This window comes from Aureibaculum algae (genome assembly GCF_006065315.1).
In the GTDB taxonomy this organism is placed as follows: Bacteria; Bacteroidota; Bacteroidia; order Flavobacteriales; family Flavobacteriaceae; genus Aureibaculum; species Aureibaculum algae.
In genome coordinates this window covers 4,568,511-4,591,816 of record NZ_CP040749.1, presented here as the reverse complement: position 1 = coordinate 4,591,816, position 23,306 = coordinate 4,568,511, and the positions used below count along the sequence as shown (strand labels likewise).

Sequence of the window (23,306 nt, the reverse complement as noted above, 5' to 3'; positions counted from 1 at the left end):
ATATTTATACAATGAAAAAATGGTTAGTTCCCGTAATAATTATTGGTGTTTTAGTCTTTTTAGGTGTAAATACCTATAACTCTATTATCCCAAAAAGAAATGCAGCTGAAAAGCAATGGGCAAATGTAGAAAGTGCTTATCAACGTAGAGCAGATTTAATACCAAATATTGTAAAAACCGTGCAAGGTGCAGCTGATTTTGAAAAAAGCACCTTAGAAGGTGTAATCAAAGCAAGGGCAGAAGCTACAAAAACCTCTATAAACGTTGGTGACTTAACACCAGAAAATATGGCTAAATTCCAACAAGCACAAAGTGGACTTTCAGGGGCGTTAAGTAAATTAATGGTTGTGGTAGAACGCTATCCAGAATTAAAGGCTAATCAGAATTTTTTAGAATTACAAAGCCAATTAGAAGGTACTGAAAATAGAATTAATGTAGAGAGAAATAGATTCAATGAAGTCGCTACAGTATATAAAAATTATATAGAGAAATTTCCTACGAATTTATTTGCAAAGGTTTTTGGATTCAATCATCTACCATTATTCAAATCAGACGCTGGATCTGAAAACGCTCCAGATGTTGATTTTAATTTTAGTGGTGATAAGAAAGAGTAATTTTATTTAGGAGTAGTAATAATTAAAAAAATGTTTATTTAACACCGCGAACTAAAACGCGTACCTTAATTATGTCTAAAGTAGAAGATTTTTTAACCAAAGCTGAAGAGCAAGAAATAATTGAAGCTATTCGCTTGGCGGAACAAAATACTTCAGGTGAAATTCGTGTTCACTTGGAGAAATCTACTGATAAGGAACCTTTAGAAAGAGCCAGAGAAGTATTTCGTTTTTTAAAAATGAATGAAACAGAGCAACAAAATGGAGTGCTTTTTTATGTTGCAGTTGACGATAGAAAATTTTCAATTTTAGGAGATAAAGGTATTGATATCGCTGTTCCAGATAATTTTTGGGACAGTGTAAAAAATAACGTCATTACGGCCTTTAAAAGGGGTAGTTATACAGAAGGTTTAAAAGAAGGAATCCTTGAGACAGGGGCGAAACTAAAACAGTATTTCCCGTATCAAAAAGATGATAAAAATGAGTTGCCAGACTCTATATCTTTAAGTTAGTAATTATTCGATATTTTAAGGAGGTTTTACTAACTTTACAGCTTTAAAAAAGCAATTAATGTCTACATTTTATAAGCTCTCAGTAAAAGAGATTCAGCAAGAAACAAAAGATTCGGTTTCCATAGTTTTTGATGTGCCTCAAGATCTACAAGAACGTTTTAAGTTTATTCCTGGTCAATATTTAACCATTAAAAAAGTATTAAACGATAACGAAGTAAGACGGGCGTATTCCATATGCTCTTCATTACAGAGTAACATCCTTAAAATAGCTGTTAAAAAGGTTGATAATGGCCTGTTTTCTAAATATGCTGTAAATGATTTGGCCGTTGGTGATGTTTTAGAAGTTTCAAGACCAGAAGGTCGGTTTGACTTAATGCCGAACAGTAAGCATAAAAAAAATTACATGGCTTTTGCAGCCGGTAGTGGTATAACACCTGTTTTATCTATGATAAAATCGGTATTAGAAACGGAAAAGGAAAGTCATTTTGTATTAGTTTATGGTAATAAATCGATAGAGGATGTTATTTTTAAACAAGAAATTGACGCACTTCAGTCCTCATACCCAACTAGTTTTACAGTACAATATGTATTCAGTCAGCATAAAGAAGAAAATGCACTTTTTGGAAGGATTGATACTTCTGTATTAAACTTTGTTTTAGATAATAAGTGTAAAGATCTTACTTTCGATGATTATTTTCTTTGTGGACCGGAACCTATGATAAATTTGATAAAGTCAAATTTATTAGATAAGGGAGTGAAAGAAAAAAATGTCCATTTTGAATTATTTTCAACAAATGTTGATGAAAAAATTGGCGATGCCAATATTGAAGGTAAAACTATCGTTAAAGTAATGTTAGATGATGAAGAGCATACTTTTGAAATGGATAGAGGAAAAACTATTTTAGAAGTTGCATTGAAAAAAGGTTTAGATGCTCCATACTCATGTCAAGGAGGTATTTGCAGTACATGTTTGGCACAAGTTACCGAGGGTAAGGCAGTGATGGATAAAAACGCTATCTTAACCGATGGAGAAATTGAGGAAGGATTGATATTAACTTGTCAAGCACATCCAACAACGGCTACTATTAGCATTGATTATGACGATGTATAAATCTATAATGAATTTTTAAAAGGCATTATTAAATTTAAAATTGTTAGAAATAAATTTGTTGCAAACGCTAAACATATATAACCTATGAATGATATTATAAATGCTATACCCATTGGAATAGGTCTTGCATTTATGATAGGCCCAGTTTTCTTTGTGTTGTTAGAAACAAGTGCAACAAAGGGGTTTAGAGCGGCGTTGGTTTTTGATATCGGTGTCATAATTGCAGACATTATTTTTCTGTATTTTTCTTATTTTGGAAGTCGTACTTTATTAGAAAAAATCAAAGATGATCCTAGATTATTTTTACTAGGTGGAGGAATTTTATTTGTTTATGGACTCCTCATATTTTTTAAACGTAGAAAGCCTGTTATAACGGATGATGACTTAGTTGTAGTAGAAAAAAACAACTATTTTGGATTGTTTTTTAAAGGATTTTTATTGAATTTTATTAATATTGGAGTATTAGCATTTTGGTTAGGAATGATTGTAGTTATGAGTCCGCAATTAGAAATGGACGACTCTCGAATATTCACTTATTTTGCGGCTGTGTTATTAGCTTATTTTATTACTGATTTGCTGAAAATTTTACTTGCCAAACAATTAAAGAATAAGCTGACTCCAATCGTTATTAGAAAAATTAAAAGGGGTATGGGTATCGCATTAATGGTATTTGGACTTTTTCTTGCTGCACAATCCTTGTTGCCAGATAAAGCAAAGAAGCAAATTGATAGCGTTATAGAGAAAAGTATATCAGAATAAGCTTCAGCGTATTATTTCAATAAATTGTTTGAAGATATAATTTTAAAATCTTCCATTATTCATTAAGTTCTAATGTCTATTTACCTGTACTACCAAATCCTCCTGCTCCTCGTTTGGTTTCATCTAAAATTTCTACCTTTTCCCATTTTGCCTGAGTATATTGTGCAATTACGAGTTGAGCGATACGTTCCCCATCTTTTACAATAAAATCTTCATTTGATAGGTTTATCAAAATAACACCAATTTCTCCACGATAATCGGCGTCAATTGTACCTGGAGCATTGAGAACTGTTATGCCGTTTTTAGCAGCTAAACCACTTCTAGGTCTTACTTGAGCTTCATAAGCTATTGGTAAAGCAATAAAAAGTCCTGTTTTTACAATAGCTCTCTCTAAGGGTTTTAGGGTAATAGGTTCTTCTATATTAGCTCTCAAATCCATTCCCGCGGAGGCAATAGTTTCATAGTTAGGTAATGGATGCTTTGACTTATTGATAATTTTTACAATCATTTTCTGAAGATGGTTTTAATTTCGTTTTTTTCGTTAAAGTAAATAAAACTAATAAATACTAAAACGAATATAGTTGATATGTAATAATTGGACTTAAACTGATAGTATGATACTACGGATAAGCCAAAGGAAAGTATAATGTATAGTAATACTTTTTTTATTTTATATGGAACTTGATAATATTTTTTACCATAATAATAAGAAAGTAGTGTCATACTACCATATGCAATTAATGTTGCCCAAGCGGAAGCCATAAATCCATATTTTGGGATAAATACTAAATTTAAAACAATTGTAATGAGAGCTCCAATCACTGAAAAATACATACCGTATTTTGTTTTATCGGTTAATTTGTACCACACTGATAGATTATTATAAACTCCTAATAATAAATTGGCTAATAGTATAATTGGAACAATGGCTAGTGCTCCAAAATATTCATCAGCAATTATAAAACTTGCCAAAAAATCTATATATACGACAACGAATAACATGAAAAAGGCACCAATAATCGTAAACCACGTTAATATTTTAGCATAATTCTGCTTCGAATTTGCCTTGTCAGATTGATTAAAGAAGTAGGGTTCAGCACCTAATTTAAAGGCCGTAATGTATAAGGTCATAAACACTCCTAATTTGTAACAAGCAGCATAAATACCCATTTGGTCTTTACCAATCATATCGCCTAATAATAATTTGTCTAAATTCTCATTAGTTGTATATGCTAAGCCACCAATCATTATTGGTATGCCATAAGCTAACATTCTTAAAAGTATTTTTTTATCAAATCCAAATCCAAATTTGAACATAGACGGTAATAACATCAAGAAGGTAACAAAACTAGCTATTAAGTTGGCTATAAATATAAAGACAACTGTAGGTGTGCTTTGATAGAACTCTATAATTGATGAGGGTAAGCTAATGCCGTTTTTTATGGCATAAGGTATAAACCATAAAAAGAATAAATTAAAAAAGGCATAGATAATAATATTTGATATTCTATAAAAAGCAAATTTTATCGGCCTGTTTGTTACCCTTAAATAAGCATAAGGAATAACCACTAGCAAGTCAAAAGCGGTAACAAATGTTAATATTTTTAGATGTAAGGGGTTGTCAAAACCTAACAATTGGGATAGTTGATTATTGAAAGTCAATAGAACAACTAAAAAAAGTAGTGTAGAAGCTATTAAAGTAATGAAAGATGTAGAAACTATTTTACCTTTTTCTTTCTCTTTTGAGAAGAATCTAAAAAAAGCAGTTTCTAAACCAAAAGTTAAAAATGCAATAAAATAGGCTGCAAAAACAAAATACCAAGTGTTTTCGGCGAATTTAGCTGATTCTAACTTTTCTGTGTGGAGTTTTGTTAAAAGTATATTGATCGCTCTTGGTAAAACCGCAGCTACTCCGTATATAATGGTGTCTTTAAAAAATCGTTTTAACGAACTCAAGTTTAATTTTTTATTGTAGATACAAATATAAAAGAAAAACCCTCACCAAAAGGTAAGGGTTTATATATTCTATTTTAAAAAGCTGTTAAGCTTCAATAGGTACAATAGAAACATAAGATCTATTGTTTCTTTTCTTAGTAAATTTTACAATACCATCAACTTTTGCATGTAATGTATGGTCTTTTCCCATATATACATTTTCACCTGGATGATGACTAGTACCTCTTTGACGGATAATAATATTACCGGCAATAGCACCTTGACCTCCAAATATTTTAACGCCAAGTCGTTTCGATTCTGATTCTCTACCGTTCTTAGAACTACCTACACCTTTTTTATGTGCCATGATTTATAGTTTTAAATTGTTAAATATTTTTTTGAGGTATTAAGCTTCAATACCACCTTTAGTTTCATCTTGCCATTTTTTTAGCTCATCCCATTTACCTTCAGCAGCCATTTTTGCTTGTTTTGGCCATGAACCTGGATTTTTCGATGCATATCTTGAACCTGCACCTTCTAAAATAGCTTTTAATTCTTTTTGAGAAGCTTTTGCTAATTTAGCAAAAGTATCAATACCAGCTTCAGCAAAAATTTCAGCAATTTTTGGACCAATACCTTCAACTTTTCTTAAATCATCAGCACTAGCCGTTTTAACAGGAGCTTTTTTAGCTGCTGGTTTCGGAGTTGCTGCTACTTTTGGTTCCGCTTTTTTTGGAGCTTCCTTTTTAGGAGCTTCCTTTTTAGCTTTTTTAGCACCACTAGCTACAATACTTTCTATCTGAATTTCAGATAAATATTGACGGTGTCCATTTTTTACTTTGTAACCTTTTCTACGTTTTTTCTTAAAAACGATTACTTTGTCACCTTTTAGGTGTTTAAGGATTTTAGCAGTTACTGCTGCACCTTCTATAGCTGGGGCACCTATGGTTACTTTGCCATCATCCAATAAAAGAACGTTATCAAAAGTAACTTCTGAACCTTCTTTGTCTTGTAAACGATGTACAAAAACCTTCTGGTTTTTAGCAACTTTAAATTGCTGCCCTGCTATCTCTACAATTGCGTACATAAATTAATGTTTTTTATTAAAAACCCATTGTTTAGGGTTTTGCTTGTTTGAAAATGAGTGCAAATATACTTCTATTTTATAAATAAGCAACATGTGAAATGTAAAAAATGTTAATTGTTTAATTAAGCAATCTGTTATAATATTGTTAATATGAACAATGTGGCCCTTAATATATAGGTGTAAAATTGATTTTTTCATTAAATTTGTAACATAAATTTATAAATAAATGAAAATTTTAAAACCAATAGTACTCCTTATTATAGTATGTGTATTTGTTTCATGTGGTAATAATTCTAAAATGAACTCACAAAATAAGGATGTGTTAAGTCATAATTCTGATGGTAATAATGAAAATATTGCTGCAAATTTAGAGAAGATATCGTTAGAAATTGATGGAATGACATGCGAAATTGGTTGTGCAAGAACGATACAATCGAAGCTTTCAAAGACAAAAGGAGTTAAAATGGCGGAAGTTGATTTTGAAAATAAAACAGGTGTTGTAGAGTTTGATTCTAATAGGATTACTGAGAATGAGATAGTTGGTATTGTAGAGCAAATTGCTGGCGGAGATTTATATAAAGTAATTGAAGTTAAAAAGGCTGAATAGAAAAAACGAAAAAAAACCTTTGTTCATGTGAAATATTATTAGTTATTTTGCGTTTCGTTAACGTATTAAAAACTAAATTTAAAAACAAATGAAATTACTTAAAGGATTTTTTGCAATTGCTCTAGTAGGTTTAATTGCTGTTTCTTGTAAAGAAGCAAAAGACAAAGCTGGTGACGCTATGGATACCGTAGAAGAAACAGCAGGAGACATTAAAGATTCAGCTTCTGAAGCTGTTGAAGATGTAAAAGACACAGCTAATGAGGCTATTGACTCTGTTAAAGCTAAAGCTGAAGATTTAAAAGAAGGTGCTAAAGACGCTGTAGAAGGTGTTAAAGAAGGTGCTGAAAAAACTGTTGAAGCAGTTAAAGAAAAAGCAAATGATGTTAAAGAAGCAGTTAGTAACTAATTCTTAACAACAAAAACACTATTAAAAAGGCTTCCAATTTGGAAGCCTTTTTTATGCTTTGATATTAAATATTTTTGTTAGTTCTTAATGAGAAGTAGAAAAAGAACAAACTTATATAGAATAGTAAACCAACCAATTGGTGCAGTACACCATAAGATAATGGTATTCCAGGATTTATATTTAACACAGTCAATATTCCTAAAAGAAGCTGTGCTAAAATTAAGAATGAAATGGAATTTAACCAGAATTTCGAAAGTTTAGAAACGGACTTTCTATAAATAAAGAACAGATATAGGGTGAAGATTACTAAAACATAAGCTAATAGACGGTGAATAAACTGAATTAATGCAGGTGCAAATGTAAAAGTATCATAGTTTGTTAGGTTTATCCATTTCCAATTTTCAAGGCTGTGCATTACTTCAGGTAAAAAATAACCATTCATATCTGGCCATGACGGATAGTATAAACCAGCTTTCATACCCGCCATTAAACCAGCAAATATCATTTGGACAAATGTAATAGCGATAAAAATTGGAAGAATAATACTAGATTTTTTTTCTGAAGTACTTTTATAATTATAAACATCAGCAATTGTTTTAACCATAAAAGTGGTACTGACTAGGGCAAGAATGAAGTGTAAAGTTAGCTTATAGGCATTAACCCAAGGTCTGTTTACTAATCCACTTTTTACCATAATCCATCCTGCTGAAGCTGTAAGTGCTGTAAATAGCACAACTAAAAGCAATCGTTTTATTAAGTATGCGTTAATTTGTTTTCTTATGATAAAAATAATGAACGGAATTAAAAAAACAAAACCTAATATTCTAACCCATAGTCTATGAAAATATTCCCAGAAAAAAATAAATTTAAAATCGGTTAGATCGAAATGAGAATTTATTTTATGGTATTGAGGCGTCTCTTTGTAAAGTTCAAATGCCTCTTGCCATTGCGTAGGGTTTAAAGGTGGTATTGTTCCACTAACAATATCCCAGCGGGTTATAGATAGTCCAGATCCTGTTAATCTTGTTATGCCGCCAAGAACTACTTGCCCAATTAGCATTACTAATCCTAAAATTAACCATATTCTAATGGTTTTGGTGTATTTGTATTTCTGGGTAGTCAATTTAATTCAAATTTATTTCCAACTTAAGGTTTCCATAATGTGTTCTATATCTTTTTCAATAAATTTTACTGCAGGTAGTATAGAATCGTAATTTGGTTTTGCTTCAAAATACAGGGCTCCGGTAATGAAATGACCTGTTTTGTCTGTTAGATGAAATTGCAAAGAAGACGCTGCATTTCCTATTACTTCTCGCAATGCACCGTATTTTTGAAATTCCGTATTTTCATAATCTTTAGTGATTATATTATCAGCTTTTATAGTGTGGTTGTAAGTCAATTTTTCAGCTTCACTTAAAAGTTCTGATAAATTGTTTTCTACACCTCTGTAGGTAATATTTAGTGAAGCTTTTAATTTTGGGTATTTAATGTTGATCCAGCATTTTTCATTAAACTTTGTTTGAGTATTGTCTGGTACTTCAAAAGTGTAAGGACAGTCTGAAACTATTTCTTTATAGTTTGGAGCAGCATAGGCCAAACGTAAAAAAGCTTTAGGTTTTGGTAAATACTCCTCATTGGAGCATGAAGTAAATGACAGTGTTAATACTGCGAATAATATAATATTTTTAAGCTGGTGTAACATCTTGAATTGTGGGTTTTGTTACTTTTATTTGTTTGATACGTTTTTTCTCTAGTACTTCAATCTTAAACTTATAATCTTCAAATACAATTTGCTCATTTAAAAGAGGAAATTTTTCGTTAATTTCTAGTATAAATCCTGCCAAAGTCTCCGCTTCTCCTTTGTGTTCTTCAAATATAGAATCGTCAATTTTCAATACTTTATAAAAATCTTTCAATGCAATTTTGCCCTCAAAAACATAATTGTTGTTGTCAAGTTTAGAATAACTCAAGTCATTGTCATCAAATTCATCACTAATGTCACCTACAATTTCCTCAATAACATCTTCTAAAGTTACGATACCTGAAGTGCCACCATATTCATCAACCACAATGGCTAAATGATTTTTCATTTCTTGAAATTCTTTTAGTAGGTCATCTAATTTTTTGTTCTCAGGAACAAAGAAAGGTTGACGCATTACCTTTTTCCACTGAAATGTTTTCTTATTAAGATGCGGTAAAAGATCTTTCGAATATAAAACTCCTGTAATTTCGTCAATATTGTCTCGATAAACGGGAATTCTTGAGTGTCCGTTTTTAATGACCTTGGCAACTACTTCTGCGAAAGTGTCACTTTCGGGTAAAGCAAAGACGTCTGTTCTAGGACACATTACATGTACAGTTTCAGTATTACCAAATGTAACAATGCCTTGTAAGATTTTTTGTTCTTGTTTTGATGAGCCTTCCTCGGAGGTTAGTTCTAAGGCCTGGGATAATGTTTCTACTGAAAAATCTGAATTTTTTTTACCCAACCTTTTTTCAATGGTACTTGTCAAGTTTAGTAATGGTATGCTTAAAGGAGAAAGTAATACATTTAAAATGCTAATAGGAGTTACCATTAACGTGGCGAATTTTAATGCATTTCTGTTGGCGTAAACTTTGGGGAGCACTTCACCAAAAAGTAAAATTAAAAATGTAACTAAGATTACTTCAAGTAAAAACCGAAAACCACTGTTGATGATACTGCCGAAGAAAAAATCACCCAAATAGGCAAAAAGCAGAACGATTAATATGTTTACAAAGTTATTTGCTATTAGAATAGTTGCTAACAATTTTTTTGGACGTCCAAGCAGTGTAGTAACTAGAGTCGTTTTTTTAGATTCTTCAGCTTCATTTAATGTTGTTTTTGAAAGTGAAAAAAAGGCAACCTCTGACCCTGAAACTAATGCAGAAATTAAGAGTAGCACAACAAGTGCAATTAATCCGATTGTAAAAGACCAATTGATAGTAATTAATAAAAACAAACTCGAGGGTTCAGGATCCAATATTATATGGTTTAATTAAAGTTAAAATGGTAAATCATCATCAGTTTCTTGAGGAGTTTCATCACTTTTTGGTTTTGTGGTTTGATTGACCGGTGGTTTAGAAGAGCTATTATCTAAATCTTTTTTAGTAGTTAAAAATGTCATTTCTACAGCATGAATTTCAGTTGAGTATCTTTTATTTCCACTTTGGTCATCCCATTGACGGGTTTTAATTCGTCCTTCTACATATACTTTATCGCCTTTACTCAAATATTTTTCACATATTTCAGCTAATTTGTTTCTAACCACAACGTTGTGCCATTCTGTAGTTGTTACTCGCTCACCAGTTTGTCTATTTGTATAGGTCTCATTTGTAGCAACAGGAAACCTGCCAATAGAGTTGCCACCTTCAAAAAAGTGCATTTTTATCTCATCTCCCAAATGTCCAATCAACATTACTTTATTTAGTGTACCTGCCATGATAATAAAATTGTGTGTCAAAGATAATGAAAATAAAAATCTTAAAAATAAAAATTCAATAGTTAAAAATAGGCTTCTGCAAAATTGTGAATTAGAATAGGTACAGGGTACTTATCAAAGTCGCTAATAGAAATACTATTTTCCATTTCTTTATCTGAATTTATTACCCAGAAATTTACCGATAAGTGTTGATGAGATAATTTATGAATAATAGGTTTCTTGTTAAATAATGTGATATCGTTGTTACTTGCATTGGTTATTTTATGAAGTTCATCCATTTTGATTAGTTCACTAATGTCAATTTCTTTAGAGGTCTCTATTAATGGAAATTGATAAAGGTTTCTCCAAATACCCTTTTGTTTTCTTTGGTTTAATAATGTCCTGTCCATAGGGCTTATTAATACTAAGTAGTTGAAAAATCTTTTGGTAACTTTTATTTTTTTATCCTTAATAGGAAGAATCTCAACCATTTTTTCTTCTTTGGCTATGCAAGAATTTTGAAAAGGACAAATGGAGCAATCAGGATTTTTTGGTTTGCATTGCATGGCTCCAAACTCCATAATTGCCTGATTAAATGTAGCTGGATCATTTGTGTCTATTAGATCTTGTGCTAATTTTTTAAATAGTTTAATGCCTTCAGTACTATTGATAGGTATGTCAATACCGTAATAACGTGCTAATACTCTATAAACATTGCCGTCAACTACTGCACATGGTTCATTGTAGCAAATTGATGCTATTGCTGATGCGGTGTAATCGCCAACACCTTTTAATTTCAAAAGATCCTTAAAGGTAGCGGGAAATTTTCCATCTCGCTCATTGACTATATATTTTGCTGAAAAATGTAGGTTTCTAGCTCTTGAATAGTATCCTAAGCCCTGCCATAAATTAAGTATAGTGTTTTCATCTGCTTTTGCGAGATCAAAAACAGTAGGAAATGCCACAATAAATTTTTCATAATAGGCTAATCCTTGGTTAACTCTAGTCTGTTGTAGTATGATTTCGGACAGCCATATGTAATATGGATTAACGGTATTACGCCAAGGTAAGTCTCGTTTATTTTGTAAATACCACTTCGTTAATATTTTTGAAAAATCCATAGTTTTATTAAAACACGCAAAATTAAGGATTTATACCGTTAAATTTTAACAGATTGGCTAGTTAAAATTGATTTATTGTTTTATCTTTGCCACCCTTTAAAATACACATATAATAAAAATAAAATAAAATTAGCATGACAAAAGCAGAGATTGTAGCCAGTATTTCCGAAAAATCTGGTATTGAAAAGGTTGATGTATTACGAGTAGTCGAAGACTTTATGAAGGAAGTAAAAGATTCATTAGAAAATGACGAAAATGTATATTTAAGAGGTTTTGGAAGTTTTATTATAAAAACTAGAGCTGAAAAAACTGGAAGAAACATTTCTAAAAATACTACAATTAAAATTCCGGCACATAATATTCCATCTTTTAAACCAGCAAAAGTTTTTGTAGAGGGTGTTAAGAAAAATGTACCAGTTAAATAAGTACTCACAATAAAACAGATATAGATTATGCCAAGTGGTAAAAAAAGAAAACGCAGTAAAATTTCTACTCATAAGCGTAAAAAGAGAAGTAGACAAAACAGACACAAAAAGAAAAAATAGCATAAGCTATTTTTTCTTTTATTGAATCAAATCGTTCTTTGAAAAAGAAATTTGCAAAAACAAATTTCATCGGGTTATTTAACTCGTAAACATTTTTTTAATCAATCTGTACTATATTAGTTAGTATGGATACAAAACTTATGCAGAGTGAAAACAGAATTAATAATTAGATCAACTTCCTCTGATATAGATTTTGCCTTATTAAAAGATGGTAGACTTAATGAATTACACAAAGAAACAAATGACAATAATTTTAATGTTGGCGACATATTTTTAGCTAAGATTAAGAAAACATTGTCAGGTTTAAATGCAGCTTTTGTAAATGTAGGCAGTGAAAAAGATGCCTTTTTACATTATCATGATTTAGGGCCACAGTTGTTATCTTTAACTAAGTATATTAAGTTAATAGGCACGGGTAAACTAAAAGATTACACTTTAAAAGATTTCCATTTAGAAAAAGACATAAATAAAAATGGATCCATTGACCAAGTTATCAAGTCTGGTCAAAATTTATTAGTACAGGTTGTAAAAGAGCCAATATCAACAAAGGGACCTCGAATAAGTTCTGAGCTTTCAATAGCAGGTAGATATTTGGTGTTAGTACCTTTTTCTGATAGAGTTTCGGTGTCTCAAAAGATATCAAACAATAAAGAAAAAGAAAGGCTAAAACGACTTGCGAAAAGTATTAAACCCAAAGGCTTTGGCGTTATTTTAAGAACGGTGGCCGAGGGTATTAAAGTAGCTGAATTGGATAAAGATTTGCAAAATTCTTTACAACGTTGGGTTAACTTATGTAAACATTTACCAAGAGCTCAGGCACCAGCAAAAGTGTTGTCTGAATTAAATAGAGCGTCTTCTATTCTCAGAGATATTTTTGACGATTCATTTTCTAGCATCGTTACTGATGATGCTCAGTTATTTGAAGAACTCAAAGAATATATTGAACGCATTGCTCCTACAAAAGTTTCTATGATTAAACTTTACAAATCGAAGTTACCTATTTTTGAAAAATATGGGATAGAAAAACAAATAAAAACAGCATTTGGCCGAACGGTATCAATGCCAAAAGGAGCCTATTTAGTTATTGAACATACAGAAGCTTTACATGTAATAGATGTGAATAGCGGTAATCGTTCAAACAAGGCAAACTCACAAGCTGATACTGCATTGGAAGTAAATTTAATTGCAGCCTCAGAAATAGCACGTCAATTACAATTACGTGATATGGGTGGAATTATTGTGGTAGATTTTATTGACATGCATACTGCAAGTCATAGGCAAAAATTGTTCGATCATTTAAAAAATGAGATGAAATCTAACAGAACAAAACACAAAATATTGCCACCAAGTAAATTTGGTCTAGTGCAAATTACTAGACAACGTGTACGACCAGAGATGGTTATTAAAACACAAGAAAAAAATCCAAATATCAATGGAGAAGTCGAGGCTCCTATTATTTTGGTAGATAAAATTGAAAATCACTTAGGAAGGATTATAGATAAGTCTAAAAAAGGATTAACGCTTCATGCACATTCTTTTGTGGAATCATATCTTAAAAAGGGGATGCCCTCAATTCAACAAAAATGGTTTTTTAAATACAAAAAGTGGATTAAAGTTATACCGAGAGATGCTTACCAATATCTAGAATATCATTTTTTTGATAAAGATGACAATGAGATTAAATAAGGTAGTATTATATCATACAAAACCTATAAGCAAAAGCTTATAGGTTTTTTTTTGCTTTTTAGTTAGTGAGTATTATTTTTTTAGACATATAACTATTATTTTCGAAATAGGTATTTATTATTAAAATTGAACCTTTTGCTATGTTTTCCGCATTGATACTTACTTCACTCTTATTAGTATTTTGGTCAATTAATAATCTACCAGTCATATCATATACTTTTATATAATTAATAGTGGTATTGGCCTTTATGTTGATTGTATTCTCTTTATTTACAACTATAAAATCGAAATTTGATTTGAGGTCTTCTGTATTCAATGTTGTTTGTGTAAACTGTAACGTAAATCTGTCGGGATAGTTACCTGCTTCTGGAGTAGTAAAATTATAAACACCTTGCTTTAAATCGTGCGTAATGTTTAATTCATGATCAACCAAAAACACGTCACTATCCTTTAATATACCTTCAATGTTATCAATACTAATGTTGTAAGAAGTAGCAGAATCTTCAATATTAGTTTGAAAACCTATTGCTACTTTTTTTTCTGAGTTAAAACTACTTAATCCTTGTATGGCATATTTTAGAGTGTCAATTACTGAGTATATATTAATCCACCCCTCAGAGATTTTCATCCCATCATAGCCTTGATCTATTCCATCGGTAGCATTTTCAAAAAAGCCAACTAGGGTTTGGCTGAATGCTCCACCCTTATCACTTTCTATATTTAACCAGATCCTATCTTTTTCTAAAACTGTAGTGTTTTTAGCATCTGTTGGTCTAAAGAATTGGTTGTTGTTATTTTCAATTCTCATGGAGTTGTTAAAAATTATAGTGTCGACTGTAGCTATTGTTTGTAAAATAAAACCCTGTCCTGAAGCTATATATTGATTAGGTTTCACACCCCCTGTTAACGCTTTCTTGGAAGTACCAACTGATCCAGTCAAATTATAAGTCGCATAATCATTACCTGTATATTGTTCACCCGAGTTGTTTTGATTGTTAGAAGTATTATGTGTCCAAAACCAAAGCGTACCACTTATTGAGTTGTTATTTTGATTGATAAATTCATCGGCATCTATAGCCGAAGGATAGGGGTTACCGACTAAATTCAGGTCATTATTCGGGTTTCCAGTATTATATACAGCCTCATTGCCATAAAGTTTAATTATACCATTATTGGGTTTTCCAGAAAATTTTACTTTTGCTTCTAAAGGATATGAACCCAATGTAGGTGACTGAGAAATATAACCTTTTCCAGGTTGCATACTATTCCCGGCAGCTGATATCCATTCTCCTAAAGCCTCGCTACCACCATAAGGAATTGCATTAACTTCAGATTGGTCCCAGTAATAAAGACGCGCTTGATTATATAGTGGTGAAGGAAAAACAGAAGATATATTTTGATTTTTAATGGGAGATGACCAAAATGTATAGTCTTCATTATTATTTAAGGTAGTTGTGGTTTTATGAACATTAAAAGTTCCATGAACTGATATTTGTGCATTATCATTCGTCATTAACAAAGAAGCTTTATTTCGAACTTGCACAGTTCCGTCTATTGTTAAGTTGTTATTTACAGTTAAATGGGTATTAGGTTTTATGTTTACTGTATTTCCTGAATTCACTGTTAAATTGCAAGATTCAAAACTGCCATGGCTATTAGTGTTGTAATTTCCATCTATTATTGCTGAAGTGCTGGCATTTGGTGTACCATTGCTCCATGAAGATCCGTTCCATGTAGTGCTATAAGAACAAGGTAATCCTAAAATTTCAATATCATCGATATACCATTCACGATCTGTGAAAGGAACAAAAAAATTGAAACTATCTCCCATATATCTAAACGCTATATGCACATTTGAATCTGTTGGAATTTGATTTGAAATAATTTTTTTAGCCCAGCTAGTTGTCGCATTTGTTGAATTTATAACAATCCAAGTTGCTGCGTTTGGATTTCCAGTACCGCCATAATTAGTTGAGTATAATATTTGTTGTGTTGGATCAGATGGAATTGATCCTGGATGGTCTCTATTTTTTTCGAAATAGGAGAGTTGAACATCTTCAAACGAGGATAAATCTAAATTGGGTGAAATGAGCCAAACTTGATTGTTAATTGTACTAAAAAAGCCAGCTGCATTGGGAGTATTAGTATATTCAGAATAATTACCCGTATTAGCTTGTGTCGTAGTTCTGGTAAAAGGAACACTTCCTGAAATTTGAAATTGGCTCCAACCACTTAAGGTATTTTCAAAACTTTCTTGTAAGACTTGACTATATATATTAACATTAAGCAATAGCATACTTAATGATAATATTATTTTATTTTTCATAATAAAATATATTATATTGGCTTACTTTGGAAGTAAGCTCTAAAAAAAATCAGTTATAAATAATTTCCACATTATTACAAGAACTAAACGCAGTATTTTGTGCAGTAGTATAAATTGATTCGAAATCTATTATGACAAATAAGAAAATTTATTCTCTTGAAGAAGCTAAAAGACGGCTAGAAAATTATTGTGCTTATCAAGAGCGGTGCCATTCAGAGTTGGAAAGAAAGTTATATGAGATGTATTTATCCCAAGAAGAAAAAGAAGAAATTATTTTACACTTATTACAACATGATTTTTTAAATGAAGAGCGTTTTTCTAAATCATTCGCTCGAGGTAAATTTAATATAAAAAAATGGGGAAAGGGGCGGATAATAAGAGAGTTGAAATTTAGAAAAATAACAAATTACAATATAACTCAGGCTCTCAAGGAGATAAATGAATCTGAGTATCTTACTACTTTTGACCAATTAGCAAAAAAAAAATATACTCAGATAACAGAGACAAATATTCAAAAGAAAAGAAAAAAATTGGCTGATTACTTGCTGTACCGAGGTTGGGAAACGGATTTGGTTTACAGTAAAGTATCTGAGCTAACGTCTTAGAATTTAATTTAAATTAAATACAGTTCCTATGCTAAAAGTAAATTGGTTATGTAATTTTTCGGCGTCAGTTAAAGTACCAGCGTTGTATTTTGCAATTGGAAAGTTGACTTCAGAGAATACTCCAAAACCATCACTAAAGAAATAACGTGCCCCTGCATGTGCTCCAAAATTCTTTAGATTAAAATTAAGTCCTGGATAAAAATCAAAATTTTCATCTATGTTTAATACAGAACCTATGTTAGCGTTAAACCTTGCTTTTAAGTCAATACGATCGTCGAATTTTGCATCTATAGCCTCAGGTACTCCCAAAGCATAAGATGAAGATAAGCCTATTGAAAAATTTTCACCTAACCCATAGTCATAAGCAACATTTATAGAAGTAGCGTTATGTTGAAAATTAACACCTATTTGGAATTTACTATCTTCTTTTCCATAAAAAGCTTGTGCATTTATATGGATAAAGCTAAATAAGGCTATTATTGTAAGTATATTTTTCATTTATTTTTGATTTCATAAAATTCTTGGCAAATATATTATAAGTATTTTATAATAAAGACTAGAAATCGTAAATTATTGAATGTTCTATACCAATTGTTTTGTGTGTTAGTTTAGAATTAATTTTTTCACTAAGTTTTTGTTGTCAATACTAATTTTCATGAAATATACGCCTTTAGCCACTCCCGTCATTTGTAATTGATAATTCTCATTAGTAATATTTCTTTGTTTTTGTATTAATTTACCAGTCATATCAAACACGTTAATAGTCATATTTTGTCCGGCAGTATTTCTTCTTTTAATATTAAAAATAGTTGCAGACGGATTTGGGTAAATTAAAAATTCACCTTCATCAAAGTCGTCAGTTCCCAAAATAGCGGTGGCGTCAATTTGAAAATCATCGATAACAACACCTTCATTATTAACGGCGGGATCTGAAACAAATACAAATCTAAAAATCACATTTGATTCTCCGTTCAATGCCGATAAATTGTAACTATATTCCTTTAAAATTGTATCTGTACCAGTCCATTGAGCACCAGGACAATTTTGACAATCGTCAGCGACCCCAGAGGATGCATTTGTTCTATTGCTATTGTACCAATTTGGGTCAGTAGCTGTACCAAGTACTTCCCAGTTTTCACCTTGATTTGTGGAATATTCTACATATATTATATCCCAATTTTCTTCAAGGTCAAAAGCCATTTTAAATTTTAAAATAGGATTTTCTAATCCTACTAAATAATAACATGGTGATGTTAAATAGCTGGTTGTTTGATCTGGATAATTTCCTGACGGATTTGTTATATAACCAGAAGAAACTTTATTGTTTAAAAGCGTTGTGGTAGGTGTGCCAATTTGCCATAAATTATTATCGGAAACAATCCATTGATCAGTAGTGTTATCATCAAAATTATTTATTTCTTGACCATCTCCAGAGGTGTTAGTTGTAAATGATGTTGAAGCTGAATTGTTGAAAATATTAGCATCATCAGTCAAAACAACAGTAGTTTCTAAAGTATGTATTCCTTCAGTACTAGCTGAAATAGCGGGTAACTCAATAGTACTATTTACGTTTGAAGCTATGTTTCCTGTCCAATTAAAAGTTTGATTTGCACCACTGTCAACATTATAATTTACCGAAAATGAAGTTATGGGGGTTTGACCATTATTTGTAATTAATAATTTTGGCGTAACCTGACCACAGGTTATACTATTATTAGGTGAACTTATCTTAGTTAATTCAATTTCATTTGTAGGTAATGTAATAGATGGTATACTAGATTGCCAAACACTTCTACCGTAAGTTGCGGCAGTAATTTTTGCATCATAAGGATTTATTTCAATATCAGGAATCGCAACATTTGGTAAACCCGTCGAAAAAACTTCCCAAGTGTTGGAGTCATCATTTCTATGATAAATACCCAGTGCTGTACCTAAATAGATAGAGTTATTAGTAGAAAAGGGATGATGTCTTATCACAAATTTAGATTCGTCTGGCAAGCCCGGAGATATGTCGGTAAATGTAAAACCTCCATCTGTCGATTTATAAACACCTCCTCCATTATGTCCACTACTAGGGCCGGAAACATTACTAACTCCAGTAGTTGTTAACCACACTATATTACTATTAGAGCTATGAACTTCAATAGAGCTTATGTTCGTACCCGAAATACCAGTTTGTGAAGAGCTATGGGTTGTAAAGGTTTTACCCTTATCATCACTAATGTAAAGTATGCTACCTCTAGATACTAAAATATTGTTATTATTACTCGGATCTATTTCAATAGCCTCAAGATTAGAACCAAAATTATGATTAGATATTTGAATCCAATTGTTGTCAACTAGTTGATATAACTGTTTATATCCGGCATATATTTCTCCTGCTTTACTAATTACTAGAGGTGTAACCCAATTTCCACCAGTATCATTAGTGCCAATTTCCGATACTGGGGCACTGGCTATGGTGTTGCTACTTAAACCGCCATCAGTGGTTTTGGTTAATACACTACCATATTGTGTAAAACCATAAAATGTATTTTCATCATTAGGATCGGCAGCAGAGTCCATACCATCACCCCCATGAAAGTTATGCCAATTGTTATTAATTAAGGAAAATCCACCATTATCTTGTAAGCCGCCAGACATTTTAGTTGAAGTACTTTTGGCAACAGAAAGTTTGTAAAATTGACTAATGGCTAAATTTTTAGTGAGATCAGTAAATGTTGTGCCATTATTAGAAGATTTATAAACCCCACCGTCTGTACCTGCATACAATATTCCATTGTAATATCTTAAAAAATGAATATCAGCATGTGTATAAGAAGTTGTTTGCTGACGCCAATCATTAATTCTTGAAAAATTATTACCTTCATTTGTTGATCTCCATATATCTAATACACCAACAAAAATCATGTTTTCATCAGTAGGGGAAATAGCAAAAGCTAAATCGAACCAAGCTTGCTGACTACCACCAAATATATCTACAAATAACTCATTTGACTCTCCGTCGGGTTTGGTTTTATTTTGGGTTAATTGTATAAAACTATTGGCACTATTGATAGATTTATATACACCTACAAAATCATAACTATTATCTGTAGCTAAAACATAAACAGTGTTAGATGCTCCATTAGCTGGAGTAACTTCCACCCTTAACCTTCCTGTAGTACTAGCGTTTGGTAAACCTGCGGATGTTGTGGTGAATGTTGCACCACCATCGGTTGATATATAAAATGTACTTCTTGAGACTGCATAAACGGTATTTGGATCGTTAGGTTTAAGTTTAAAATCTCTTATATGAATACCAGTAATTTTATTAATCCAAGTTATGCCTCCATTTGTAGATTTAAATAATCCACCTCCTGTAGCCACCCAAATTATATTAGAATTCGATGGGTCTATTAAAATTTCATTACACGTGTTATAGCCATTATCTCCACTTATAGAGCCCAATGAGCCAGTTTGGTTCCAAGTAACACCGCCATTTGTCGATTTTAAGACACCAACAGAATATGAATCTCCAGCATCATCATCGCCCGTTGAAATATAAATGATATTAGAGTTGTTAGGGTCAACTGTAATTCCTGATACTCCAATTTGAGGTAAATCATCGGTTAGTGGAGTCCAGTTTACTCCTGCGTCTATAGATTTCCATAAACCACCTGCAGGTGCTCCAACATAGATAGTATTTGTATTATTTGGGTCAACAAAAACTGTATTTACTCTACCTTGTCCACTATTACTTGATTGAGAAAAAGGCCCTACAGCATTCCAATTGCTAGTCGCTTTAGTTGATTTTGACATTTGCTGTTTTTGCTCCCAAGCATTCCATAAAAGTTTGGAAGGTGTAATTGTCCCATCTTCTTGAAGAAAACGACTCCAATGATATTCCCACCTTTTAAAAGGTTTGTATCCACTTCCTTTTTTTGCAATATTTTTAGTTGAGAAATAATTCTCATAAAGACCAACTGTATTTTCAAAAGTAGTATTTGTCGTTTTATTTTTTTGAATACTATTTCCACTATTTACATCCAAAGGTAGGCCTTGTGAAAATGATATTTGGACAGATAGAAATAGTAATATAAGAAAAAGTAATTTTATATACATAGAATCAGATCTGAATTCGATTAAGGTAATATCTCCAATTTAGAAAAATAATCACTTTTTATTAAAAAATGATAATATTCAAGATTTTTATAAAATAGTGAAATTCTATTTTATTTGTTGTTGAGTAGGTGGATTATTTATAGATATACTATCCTCTTCAATGAGTATTGGAGCTGTAAAGCCTTTCAATTCTTTTTCTAATTTTTCTTGTTTGGCCAAGTTATTTATTTTTTTATTTAGAGACGAAAAAGCATCTAAAATATTTTGGGTTTCATCTTGTACTTCTGAAGGGCTAATGTTAGGTATGGTTGACATATCAGTTAATCGCAGTGCGTAGTTATGAATAACGTTCAGTCTGATGCTAACATCTGGTTGTTTGAATCTATCAATTTTTAAAGAGTCTATTAGTTGCTTTGTTGTATGAGATAGTTCTTTTGAAAGATTTAATGCTTCATTCGGTGAGCTGCTATAAAAATTATCCAAAAAATCATCCAATTGTTGATACTCTTTCCAATCTTTAATGGTTTCCTTGCCTTCTGGTGACAGTGTTTCTCCGATAGCTCTAATGGTTTTTTTATCAGTTTCTGCAATGGAATCTGTAAGTATAGAGTTTCTATTCACTTGATTATTATCATTCTTTTTACATGAATTTAATGCTAAGATAAATACGAAAAAGTAAACGATTTTTAAATAATTCATATAATTAATTTGCAAATAAGACGAGTGACAAAGTTAAATAAATAAGTAACCATTTGACAAATTAGGCATTTTTAATTTATTAATTTTGTGTTAGATATAAAATAAAATACATGAATAATAATTCAATACTAGTTATTGGTGCTTGTGGACAAATAGGTTCTGAACTTGTGCTTAAGTTAAGAAGCATTTATGGTAATGAAAAAGTAATAGCTTCAGATATTAAAAATGGTTCAGATGAACTAATGCAAAATGGGGTTTTTGAAATATTAGACGCTACGTACAAAGGAGCAATTTTGCAAGTTATTAAAAAACATAATGTTTCTGAAGTTTATCTAATGGCAGCGATGGTTTCTGTTACTGCTGAAAAATATCCACACAGGGCATGGGATTTAAACATAAATAGTTTGTTGTATGTGTTAGAATTAGCTCAAGAGGGGTATTTAAAAAAAGTATTTTGGCCAAGTTCTATAGCTGTGTTTGGTAAAACAACACCAAATATAGATACACCTCAAGTAACCGTTACAGAACCTTCTACGGTTTACGGAATAAGTAAGTTGGCTGGAGAACGATGGTGTGCTTATTATAAAGCAAAATATGGTATTGATGTTAGGAGTGTTCGTTACCCTGGTATAATAAGCTGGAAGACACCTCCAGGAGGTGGTACAACAGATTATGCTGTAGAAATCTATCATAAGGCATTATCAGATGGCAGTTATGAGTGTTTTTTGTCTGAAGATACAAGATTGCCAATGATGTATATGGATGATGCCATTGATGCAACTATTAGTTTAATGGATGCTGATTTGCCAAATGGCTTTGCTTCTTATAATATTTCTGCAACTGATTTTACACCAAAGGAGATAGCGGAATCTATAAAAAAACAAATACCAGATTTTAGTATAAACTACTCGCCTGATTTTAGACAACAAATTGCCGATAGTTGGCCGCAAAATATGGATGATAGCCAAGCTCAAAAAGATTGGAATTGGAAGCCGAATTTTGATTTAGAGAAAATGACGAAAGCGATGTTGGAAAATTTAAAATTAATAAAAGAAGTAAATTAGTTTTTGTGTAATATTTGTAACATTTCTTCGACTAAACATTTCTTAAATTTGCGGGCTTAAATAAATATAGATGAAAGATAATATTAAGAATAGTTTAGAAAAAGCAATATCATATTCAACGTATAGAGAATTGGTAACTGGATTGTTAAAAGAAGGTAAGGCAACTGGACCAAATCAATCTGAAGATTTGTTGCATTATAGTAAGTTAAATAATAGTAGAATGAAGCGTTTAGATAAAACAATTTCTATCGCAGATAGTACTGTAGATGCCTTGAATGATGTAACAGAAAAATTTATTTGGCTAGTTTTGTCTGAAGGTTGGTGTGGTGATGCAGCTCAAGTGTTACCTGTAATTAATAAAGTTGCTGAAGCTTCTGAAAATATTGATTTGAAAATAGTTTTAAGAGATGAGAATGAAGCCTTGATGAATCAATTTTTAACCAATGGCGGACAAGCAATTCCTAAATTGATAATGTTAAATGCAGATACACTTGAGGTATTAGGTACTTTTGGTCCTAGACCGGCTGTTGCAACTAAAATGGTAGCAGACCAGAAAGAAAAATTTGGGGTACTTGATGCAGCATTTAAAGAGCAACTTCAAAATTGGTATAATACCGATAAAGGAAAAGCAATAGAAAGTGATTTATTACAGTTGTTGAGCGTTGGTCAATTCGCCTAAACAAAATTC

At 31.5% G+C, this 23,306-nt stretch carries 24 protein-coding genes; 11 read left to right on the top strand and 13 right to left on the bottom strand.

The genetic code is table 11. The features are described from left to right. The first annotated feature begins 11 nt into the window (after nucleotides 1-11). The 4 genes from FF125_RS19485 to FF125_RS19470 all read left to right on the top strand — a co-directional run bounded on the left by FF125_RS19485 (nucleotide 12) and on the right by FF125_RS19470 (nucleotide 2,993). Nucleotides 12-614, top strand: a complete 603-nt coding sequence (locus FF125_RS19485) for a LemA family protein (protein WP_138951596.1) — start codon at nucleotides 12-14, stop codon at nucleotides 612-614. Between the two features lie 71 nt (nucleotides 615-685). Then, on the top strand, nucleotides 686-1,123 hold the full coding sequence (locus tag FF125_RS19480; protein WP_138951594.1) for a TPM domain-containing protein: 438 nt from the start codon (nucleotides 686-688) through the stop codon (nucleotides 1,121-1,123). Between the two features lie 58 nt (nucleotides 1,124-1,181). Then, the gene (locus FF125_RS19475; protein ID WP_138951593.1) at nucleotides 1,182-2,234 is read left to right on the top strand and encodes a ferredoxin--NADP reductase; all 1,053 of its coding nucleotides are present in this window, start codon (nucleotides 1,182-1,184) and stop codon (nucleotides 2,232-2,234) included. 84 nt (nucleotides 2,235-2,318) lie between these two features. Further along, nucleotides 2,319-2,993 carry a LysE family translocator gene (locus FF125_RS19470; RefSeq protein ID WP_138951591.1) on the top strand — a complete coding sequence of 225 codons (675 nt, stop codon included), beginning with the start codon at nucleotides 2,319-2,321 and terminating at the stop codon, nucleotides 2,991-2,993. A gap of 76 nt (nucleotides 2,994-3,069) precedes the next feature. Here the strand turns inward: FF125_RS19470 and dut are convergent, their stop codons facing one another. The 4 genes from dut to rplU form a co-directional block, all read right to left on the bottom strand. After that, complete coding sequence (gene dut, locus FF125_RS19465; protein WP_138951590.1) at nucleotides 3,070-3,501, bottom strand: dUTP diphosphatase; 432 nt, start codon at nucleotides 3,499-3,501, stop codon at nucleotides 3,070-3,072. Next, nucleotides 3,498-4,949 (bottom strand): oligosaccharide flippase family protein, encoded by a 1,452-nt coding sequence (locus tag FF125_RS19460; protein ID WP_138951588.1) that lies wholly within the window; start codon nucleotides 4,947-4,949, stop codon nucleotides 3,498-3,500. Before FF125_RS19460 ends, dut begins: the two co-directional genes overlap by 4 nt. An 85-nt stretch (nucleotides 4,950-5,034) precedes the next feature. Next, the gene (gene rpmA, locus FF125_RS19455; protein WP_117879729.1) at nucleotides 5,035-5,295 is read right to left on the bottom strand and encodes a 50S ribosomal protein L27; all 261 of its coding nucleotides are present in this window, start codon (nucleotides 5,293-5,295) and stop codon (nucleotides 5,035-5,037) included. A 39-nt stretch (nucleotides 5,296-5,334) separates the two neighbouring features. Further along, nucleotides 5,335-6,015 carry a 50S ribosomal protein L21 gene (rplU, locus tag FF125_RS19450; protein WP_138951586.1) on the bottom strand — a complete coding sequence of 227 codons (681 nt, stop codon included), beginning with the start codon at nucleotides 6,013-6,015 and terminating at the stop codon, nucleotides 5,335-5,337. 226 nt (nucleotides 6,016-6,241) lie between these two features. Here rplU and FF125_RS19445 point away from each other — a divergent pair, with 226 nt between their 5' ends. Further along, nucleotides 6,242-6,622: a heavy-metal-associated domain-containing protein gene (locus FF125_RS19445; protein WP_138951584.1), complete on the top strand. Its 381-nt coding sequence runs from the start codon at nucleotides 6,242-6,244 to the stop codon at nucleotides 6,620-6,622. A gap of 88 nt (nucleotides 6,623-6,710) precedes the next feature. Continuing rightward, nucleotides 6,711-7,028, top strand: a complete 318-nt coding sequence (locus tag FF125_RS19440; protein WP_138951582.1) for a YtxH domain-containing protein — start codon at nucleotides 6,711-6,713, stop codon at nucleotides 7,026-7,028. Nucleotides 7,029-7,092: 64 nt separating this feature from the next. Here FF125_RS19440 and FF125_RS19435 read toward each other — a convergent pair whose 3' ends face one another. From FF125_RS19435 to mutY, 5 genes are all read right to left on the bottom strand, one after another. After that, nucleotides 7,093-8,151, bottom strand: coding sequence for a COX15/CtaA family protein (locus tag FF125_RS19435; RefSeq protein ID WP_250629633.1), 1,059 nt, complete (start codon nucleotides 8,149-8,151; stop codon nucleotides 7,093-7,095). Between the two features lie 12 nt (nucleotides 8,152-8,163). Next, nucleotides 8,164-8,730 carry a gliding motility lipoprotein GldD gene (gene gldD / locus FF125_RS19430; protein ID WP_138951580.1) on the bottom strand — a complete coding sequence of 189 codons (567 nt, stop codon included), beginning with the start codon at nucleotides 8,728-8,730 and terminating at the stop codon, nucleotides 8,164-8,166. Beyond that, the gene (gene gldE, locus FF125_RS19425; protein WP_138951578.1) at nucleotides 8,714-10,030 is read right to left on the bottom strand and encodes a gliding motility-associated protein GldE; all 1,317 of its coding nucleotides are present in this window, start codon (nucleotides 10,028-10,030) and stop codon (nucleotides 8,714-8,716) included. Before gldE ends, gldD begins: the two co-directional genes overlap by 17 nt. Nucleotides 10,031-10,051: 21 nt before the next feature. Then, nucleotides 10,052-10,489, bottom strand: coding sequence for a single-stranded DNA-binding protein (locus tag FF125_RS19420; protein WP_138951576.1), 438 nt, complete (start codon nucleotides 10,487-10,489; stop codon nucleotides 10,052-10,054). A 62-nt stretch (nucleotides 10,490-10,551) separates the two neighbouring features. Next, complete coding sequence (gene mutY, locus FF125_RS19415; RefSeq protein WP_138951575.1) at nucleotides 10,552-11,589, bottom strand: A/G-specific adenine glycosylase; 1,038 nt, start codon at nucleotides 11,587-11,589, stop codon at nucleotides 10,552-10,554. 134 nt (nucleotides 11,590-11,723) lie between these two features. Here mutY and FF125_RS19410 point away from each other — a divergent pair, with 134 nt between their 5' ends. Both FF125_RS19410 and FF125_RS19405 read left to right on the top strand, forming a co-directional pair. Continuing rightward, the gene (locus FF125_RS19410; protein ID WP_117879720.1) at nucleotides 11,724-12,014 is read left to right on the top strand and encodes an HU family DNA-binding protein; all 291 of its coding nucleotides are present in this window, start codon (nucleotides 11,724-11,726) and stop codon (nucleotides 12,012-12,014) included. Nucleotides 12,015-12,281: 267 nt separating this feature from the next. Next, the gene (locus FF125_RS19405; protein ID WP_117879719.1) at nucleotides 12,282-13,820 is read left to right on the top strand and encodes an Rne/Rng family ribonuclease; all 1,539 of its coding nucleotides are present in this window, start codon (nucleotides 12,282-12,284) and stop codon (nucleotides 13,818-13,820) included. A gap of 58 nt (nucleotides 13,821-13,878) precedes the next feature. Here FF125_RS19405 and FF125_RS19400 read toward each other — a convergent pair whose 3' ends face one another. Further along, nucleotides 13,879-16,146 (bottom strand): hypothetical protein, encoded by a 2,268-nt coding sequence (locus FF125_RS19400; RefSeq protein ID WP_138951573.1) that lies wholly within the window; start codon nucleotides 16,144-16,146, stop codon nucleotides 13,879-13,881. Between the two features lie 131 nt (nucleotides 16,147-16,277). On the opposite strand from FF125_RS19400, the gene FF125_RS19395 reads away from it, so the two are divergent. Continuing rightward, on the top strand, nucleotides 16,278-16,751 hold the full coding sequence (locus tag FF125_RS19395) for a regulatory protein RecX (protein ID WP_138951571.1): 474 nt from the start codon (nucleotides 16,278-16,280) through the stop codon (nucleotides 16,749-16,751). Between the two features lie 3 nt (nucleotides 16,752-16,754). Here FF125_RS19395 and FF125_RS19390 read toward each other — a convergent pair whose 3' ends face one another. From FF125_RS19390 to FF125_RS19380, 3 genes are all read right to left on the bottom strand, one after another. Beyond that, nucleotides 16,755-17,249, bottom strand: a complete 495-nt coding sequence (locus tag FF125_RS19390) for a DUF6646 family protein (RefSeq protein ID WP_138951570.1) — start codon at nucleotides 17,247-17,249, stop codon at nucleotides 16,755-16,757. 105 nt (nucleotides 17,250-17,354) lie between these two features. Next, a complete protein-coding gene (locus FF125_RS19385) occupies nucleotides 17,355-20,855 on the bottom strand; it encodes a T9SS type A sorting domain-containing protein (protein ID WP_138951568.1) in 3,501 nt (1,166 codons plus the stop codon). A gap of 105 nt (nucleotides 20,856-20,960) precedes the next feature. Next, nucleotides 20,961-21,554, bottom strand: coding sequence for a hypothetical protein (locus tag FF125_RS19380; RefSeq protein ID WP_138951566.1), 594 nt, complete (start codon nucleotides 21,552-21,554; stop codon nucleotides 20,961-20,963). A 110-nt stretch (nucleotides 21,555-21,664) separates the two neighbouring features. Between FF125_RS19380 and FF125_RS19375 the strand changes: the two genes are divergently transcribed. Both FF125_RS19375 and FF125_RS19370 read left to right on the top strand, forming a co-directional pair. Beyond that, a complete protein-coding gene (locus FF125_RS19375; protein ID WP_138951564.1) occupies nucleotides 21,665-22,618 on the top strand; it encodes an NAD-dependent epimerase/dehydratase family protein in 954 nt (317 codons plus the stop codon). A 70-nt stretch (nucleotides 22,619-22,688) separates the two neighbouring features. Then, a complete protein-coding gene (locus tag FF125_RS19370; protein WP_138951562.1) occupies nucleotides 22,689-23,297 on the top strand; it encodes a thioredoxin family protein in 609 nt (202 codons plus the stop codon). The last annotated feature ends 9 nt before the right edge of the window (nucleotides 23,298-23,306 follow it).

Bases quoted from the DNA above. Each gene is read 5' to 3' on its own strand.
- FF125_RS19485 (WP_138951596.1), top strand. From the start codon at position 12: ATGAAAAAATGGTTAGTTCCCGTAATAATTATTGGTGTTTTAGTCTTT.
- FF125_RS19480 (WP_138951594.1), top strand. From the start codon at position 686: ATGTCTAAAGTAGAAGATTTTTTAACCAAAGCTGAAGAGCAAGAAATA.
- FF125_RS19475 (WP_138951593.1), top strand. From the start codon at position 1,182: ATGTCTACATTTTATAAGCTCTCAGTAAAAGAGATTCAGCAAGAAACA.
- FF125_RS19470 (WP_138951591.1), top strand. From the start codon at position 2,319: ATGAATGATATTATAAATGCTATACCCATTGGAATAGGTCTTGCATTT.
- dut (WP_138951590.1), bottom strand. From the start codon at position 3,501: ATGATTGTAAAAATTATCAATAAGTCAAAGCATCCATTACCTAACTAT.
- rpmA (WP_117879729.1), bottom strand. From the start codon at position 5,295: ATGGCACATAAAAAAGGTGTAGGTAGTTCTAAGAACGGTAGAGAATCA.
- rplU (WP_138951586.1), bottom strand. From the start codon at position 6,015: ATGTACGCAATTGTAGAGATAGCAGGGCAGCAATTTAAAGTTGCTAAA.
- FF125_RS19445 (WP_138951584.1), top strand. From the start codon at position 6,242: ATGAAAATTTTAAAACCAATAGTACTCCTTATTATAGTATGTGTATTT.
- FF125_RS19440 (WP_138951582.1), top strand. From the start codon at position 6,711: ATGAAATTACTTAAAGGATTTTTTGCAATTGCTCTAGTAGGTTTAATT.
- gldD (WP_138951580.1), bottom strand. From the start codon at position 8,730: ATGTTACACCAGCTTAAAAATATTATATTATTCGCAGTATTAACACTG.
- FF125_RS19420 (WP_138951576.1), bottom strand. From the start codon at position 10,489: ATGGCAGGTACACTAAATAAAGTAATGTTGATTGGACATTTGGGAGAT.
- mutY (WP_138951575.1), bottom strand. From the start codon at position 11,589: ATGGATTTTTCAAAAATATTAACGAAGTGGTATTTACAAAATAAACGA.
- FF125_RS19410 (WP_117879720.1), top strand. From the start codon at position 11,724: ATGACAAAAGCAGAGATTGTAGCCAGTATTTCCGAAAAATCTGGTATT.
- FF125_RS19400 (WP_138951573.1), bottom strand. From the start codon at position 16,146: ATGAAAAATAAAATAATATTATCATTAAGTATGCTATTGCTTAATGTT.
- FF125_RS19395 (WP_138951571.1), top strand. From the start codon at position 16,278: ATGACAAATAAGAAAATTTATTCTCTTGAAGAAGCTAAAAGACGGCTA.
- FF125_RS19390 (WP_138951570.1), bottom strand. From the start codon at position 17,249: ATGAAAAATATACTTACAATAATAGCCTTATTTAGCTTTATCCATATA.
- FF125_RS19385 (WP_138951568.1), bottom strand. From the start codon at position 20,855: ATGTATATAAAATTACTTTTTCTTATATTACTATTTCTATCTGTCCAA.
- FF125_RS19380 (WP_138951566.1), bottom strand. From the start codon at position 21,554: ATGAATTATTTAAAAATCGTTTACTTTTTCGTATTTATCTTAGCATTA.
- FF125_RS19375 (WP_138951564.1), top strand. From the start codon at position 21,665: ATGAATAATAATTCAATACTAGTTATTGGTGCTTGTGGACAAATAGGT.
- FF125_RS19370 (WP_138951562.1), top strand. From the start codon at position 22,689: ATGAAAGATAATATTAAGAATAGTTTAGAAAAAGCAATATCATATTCA.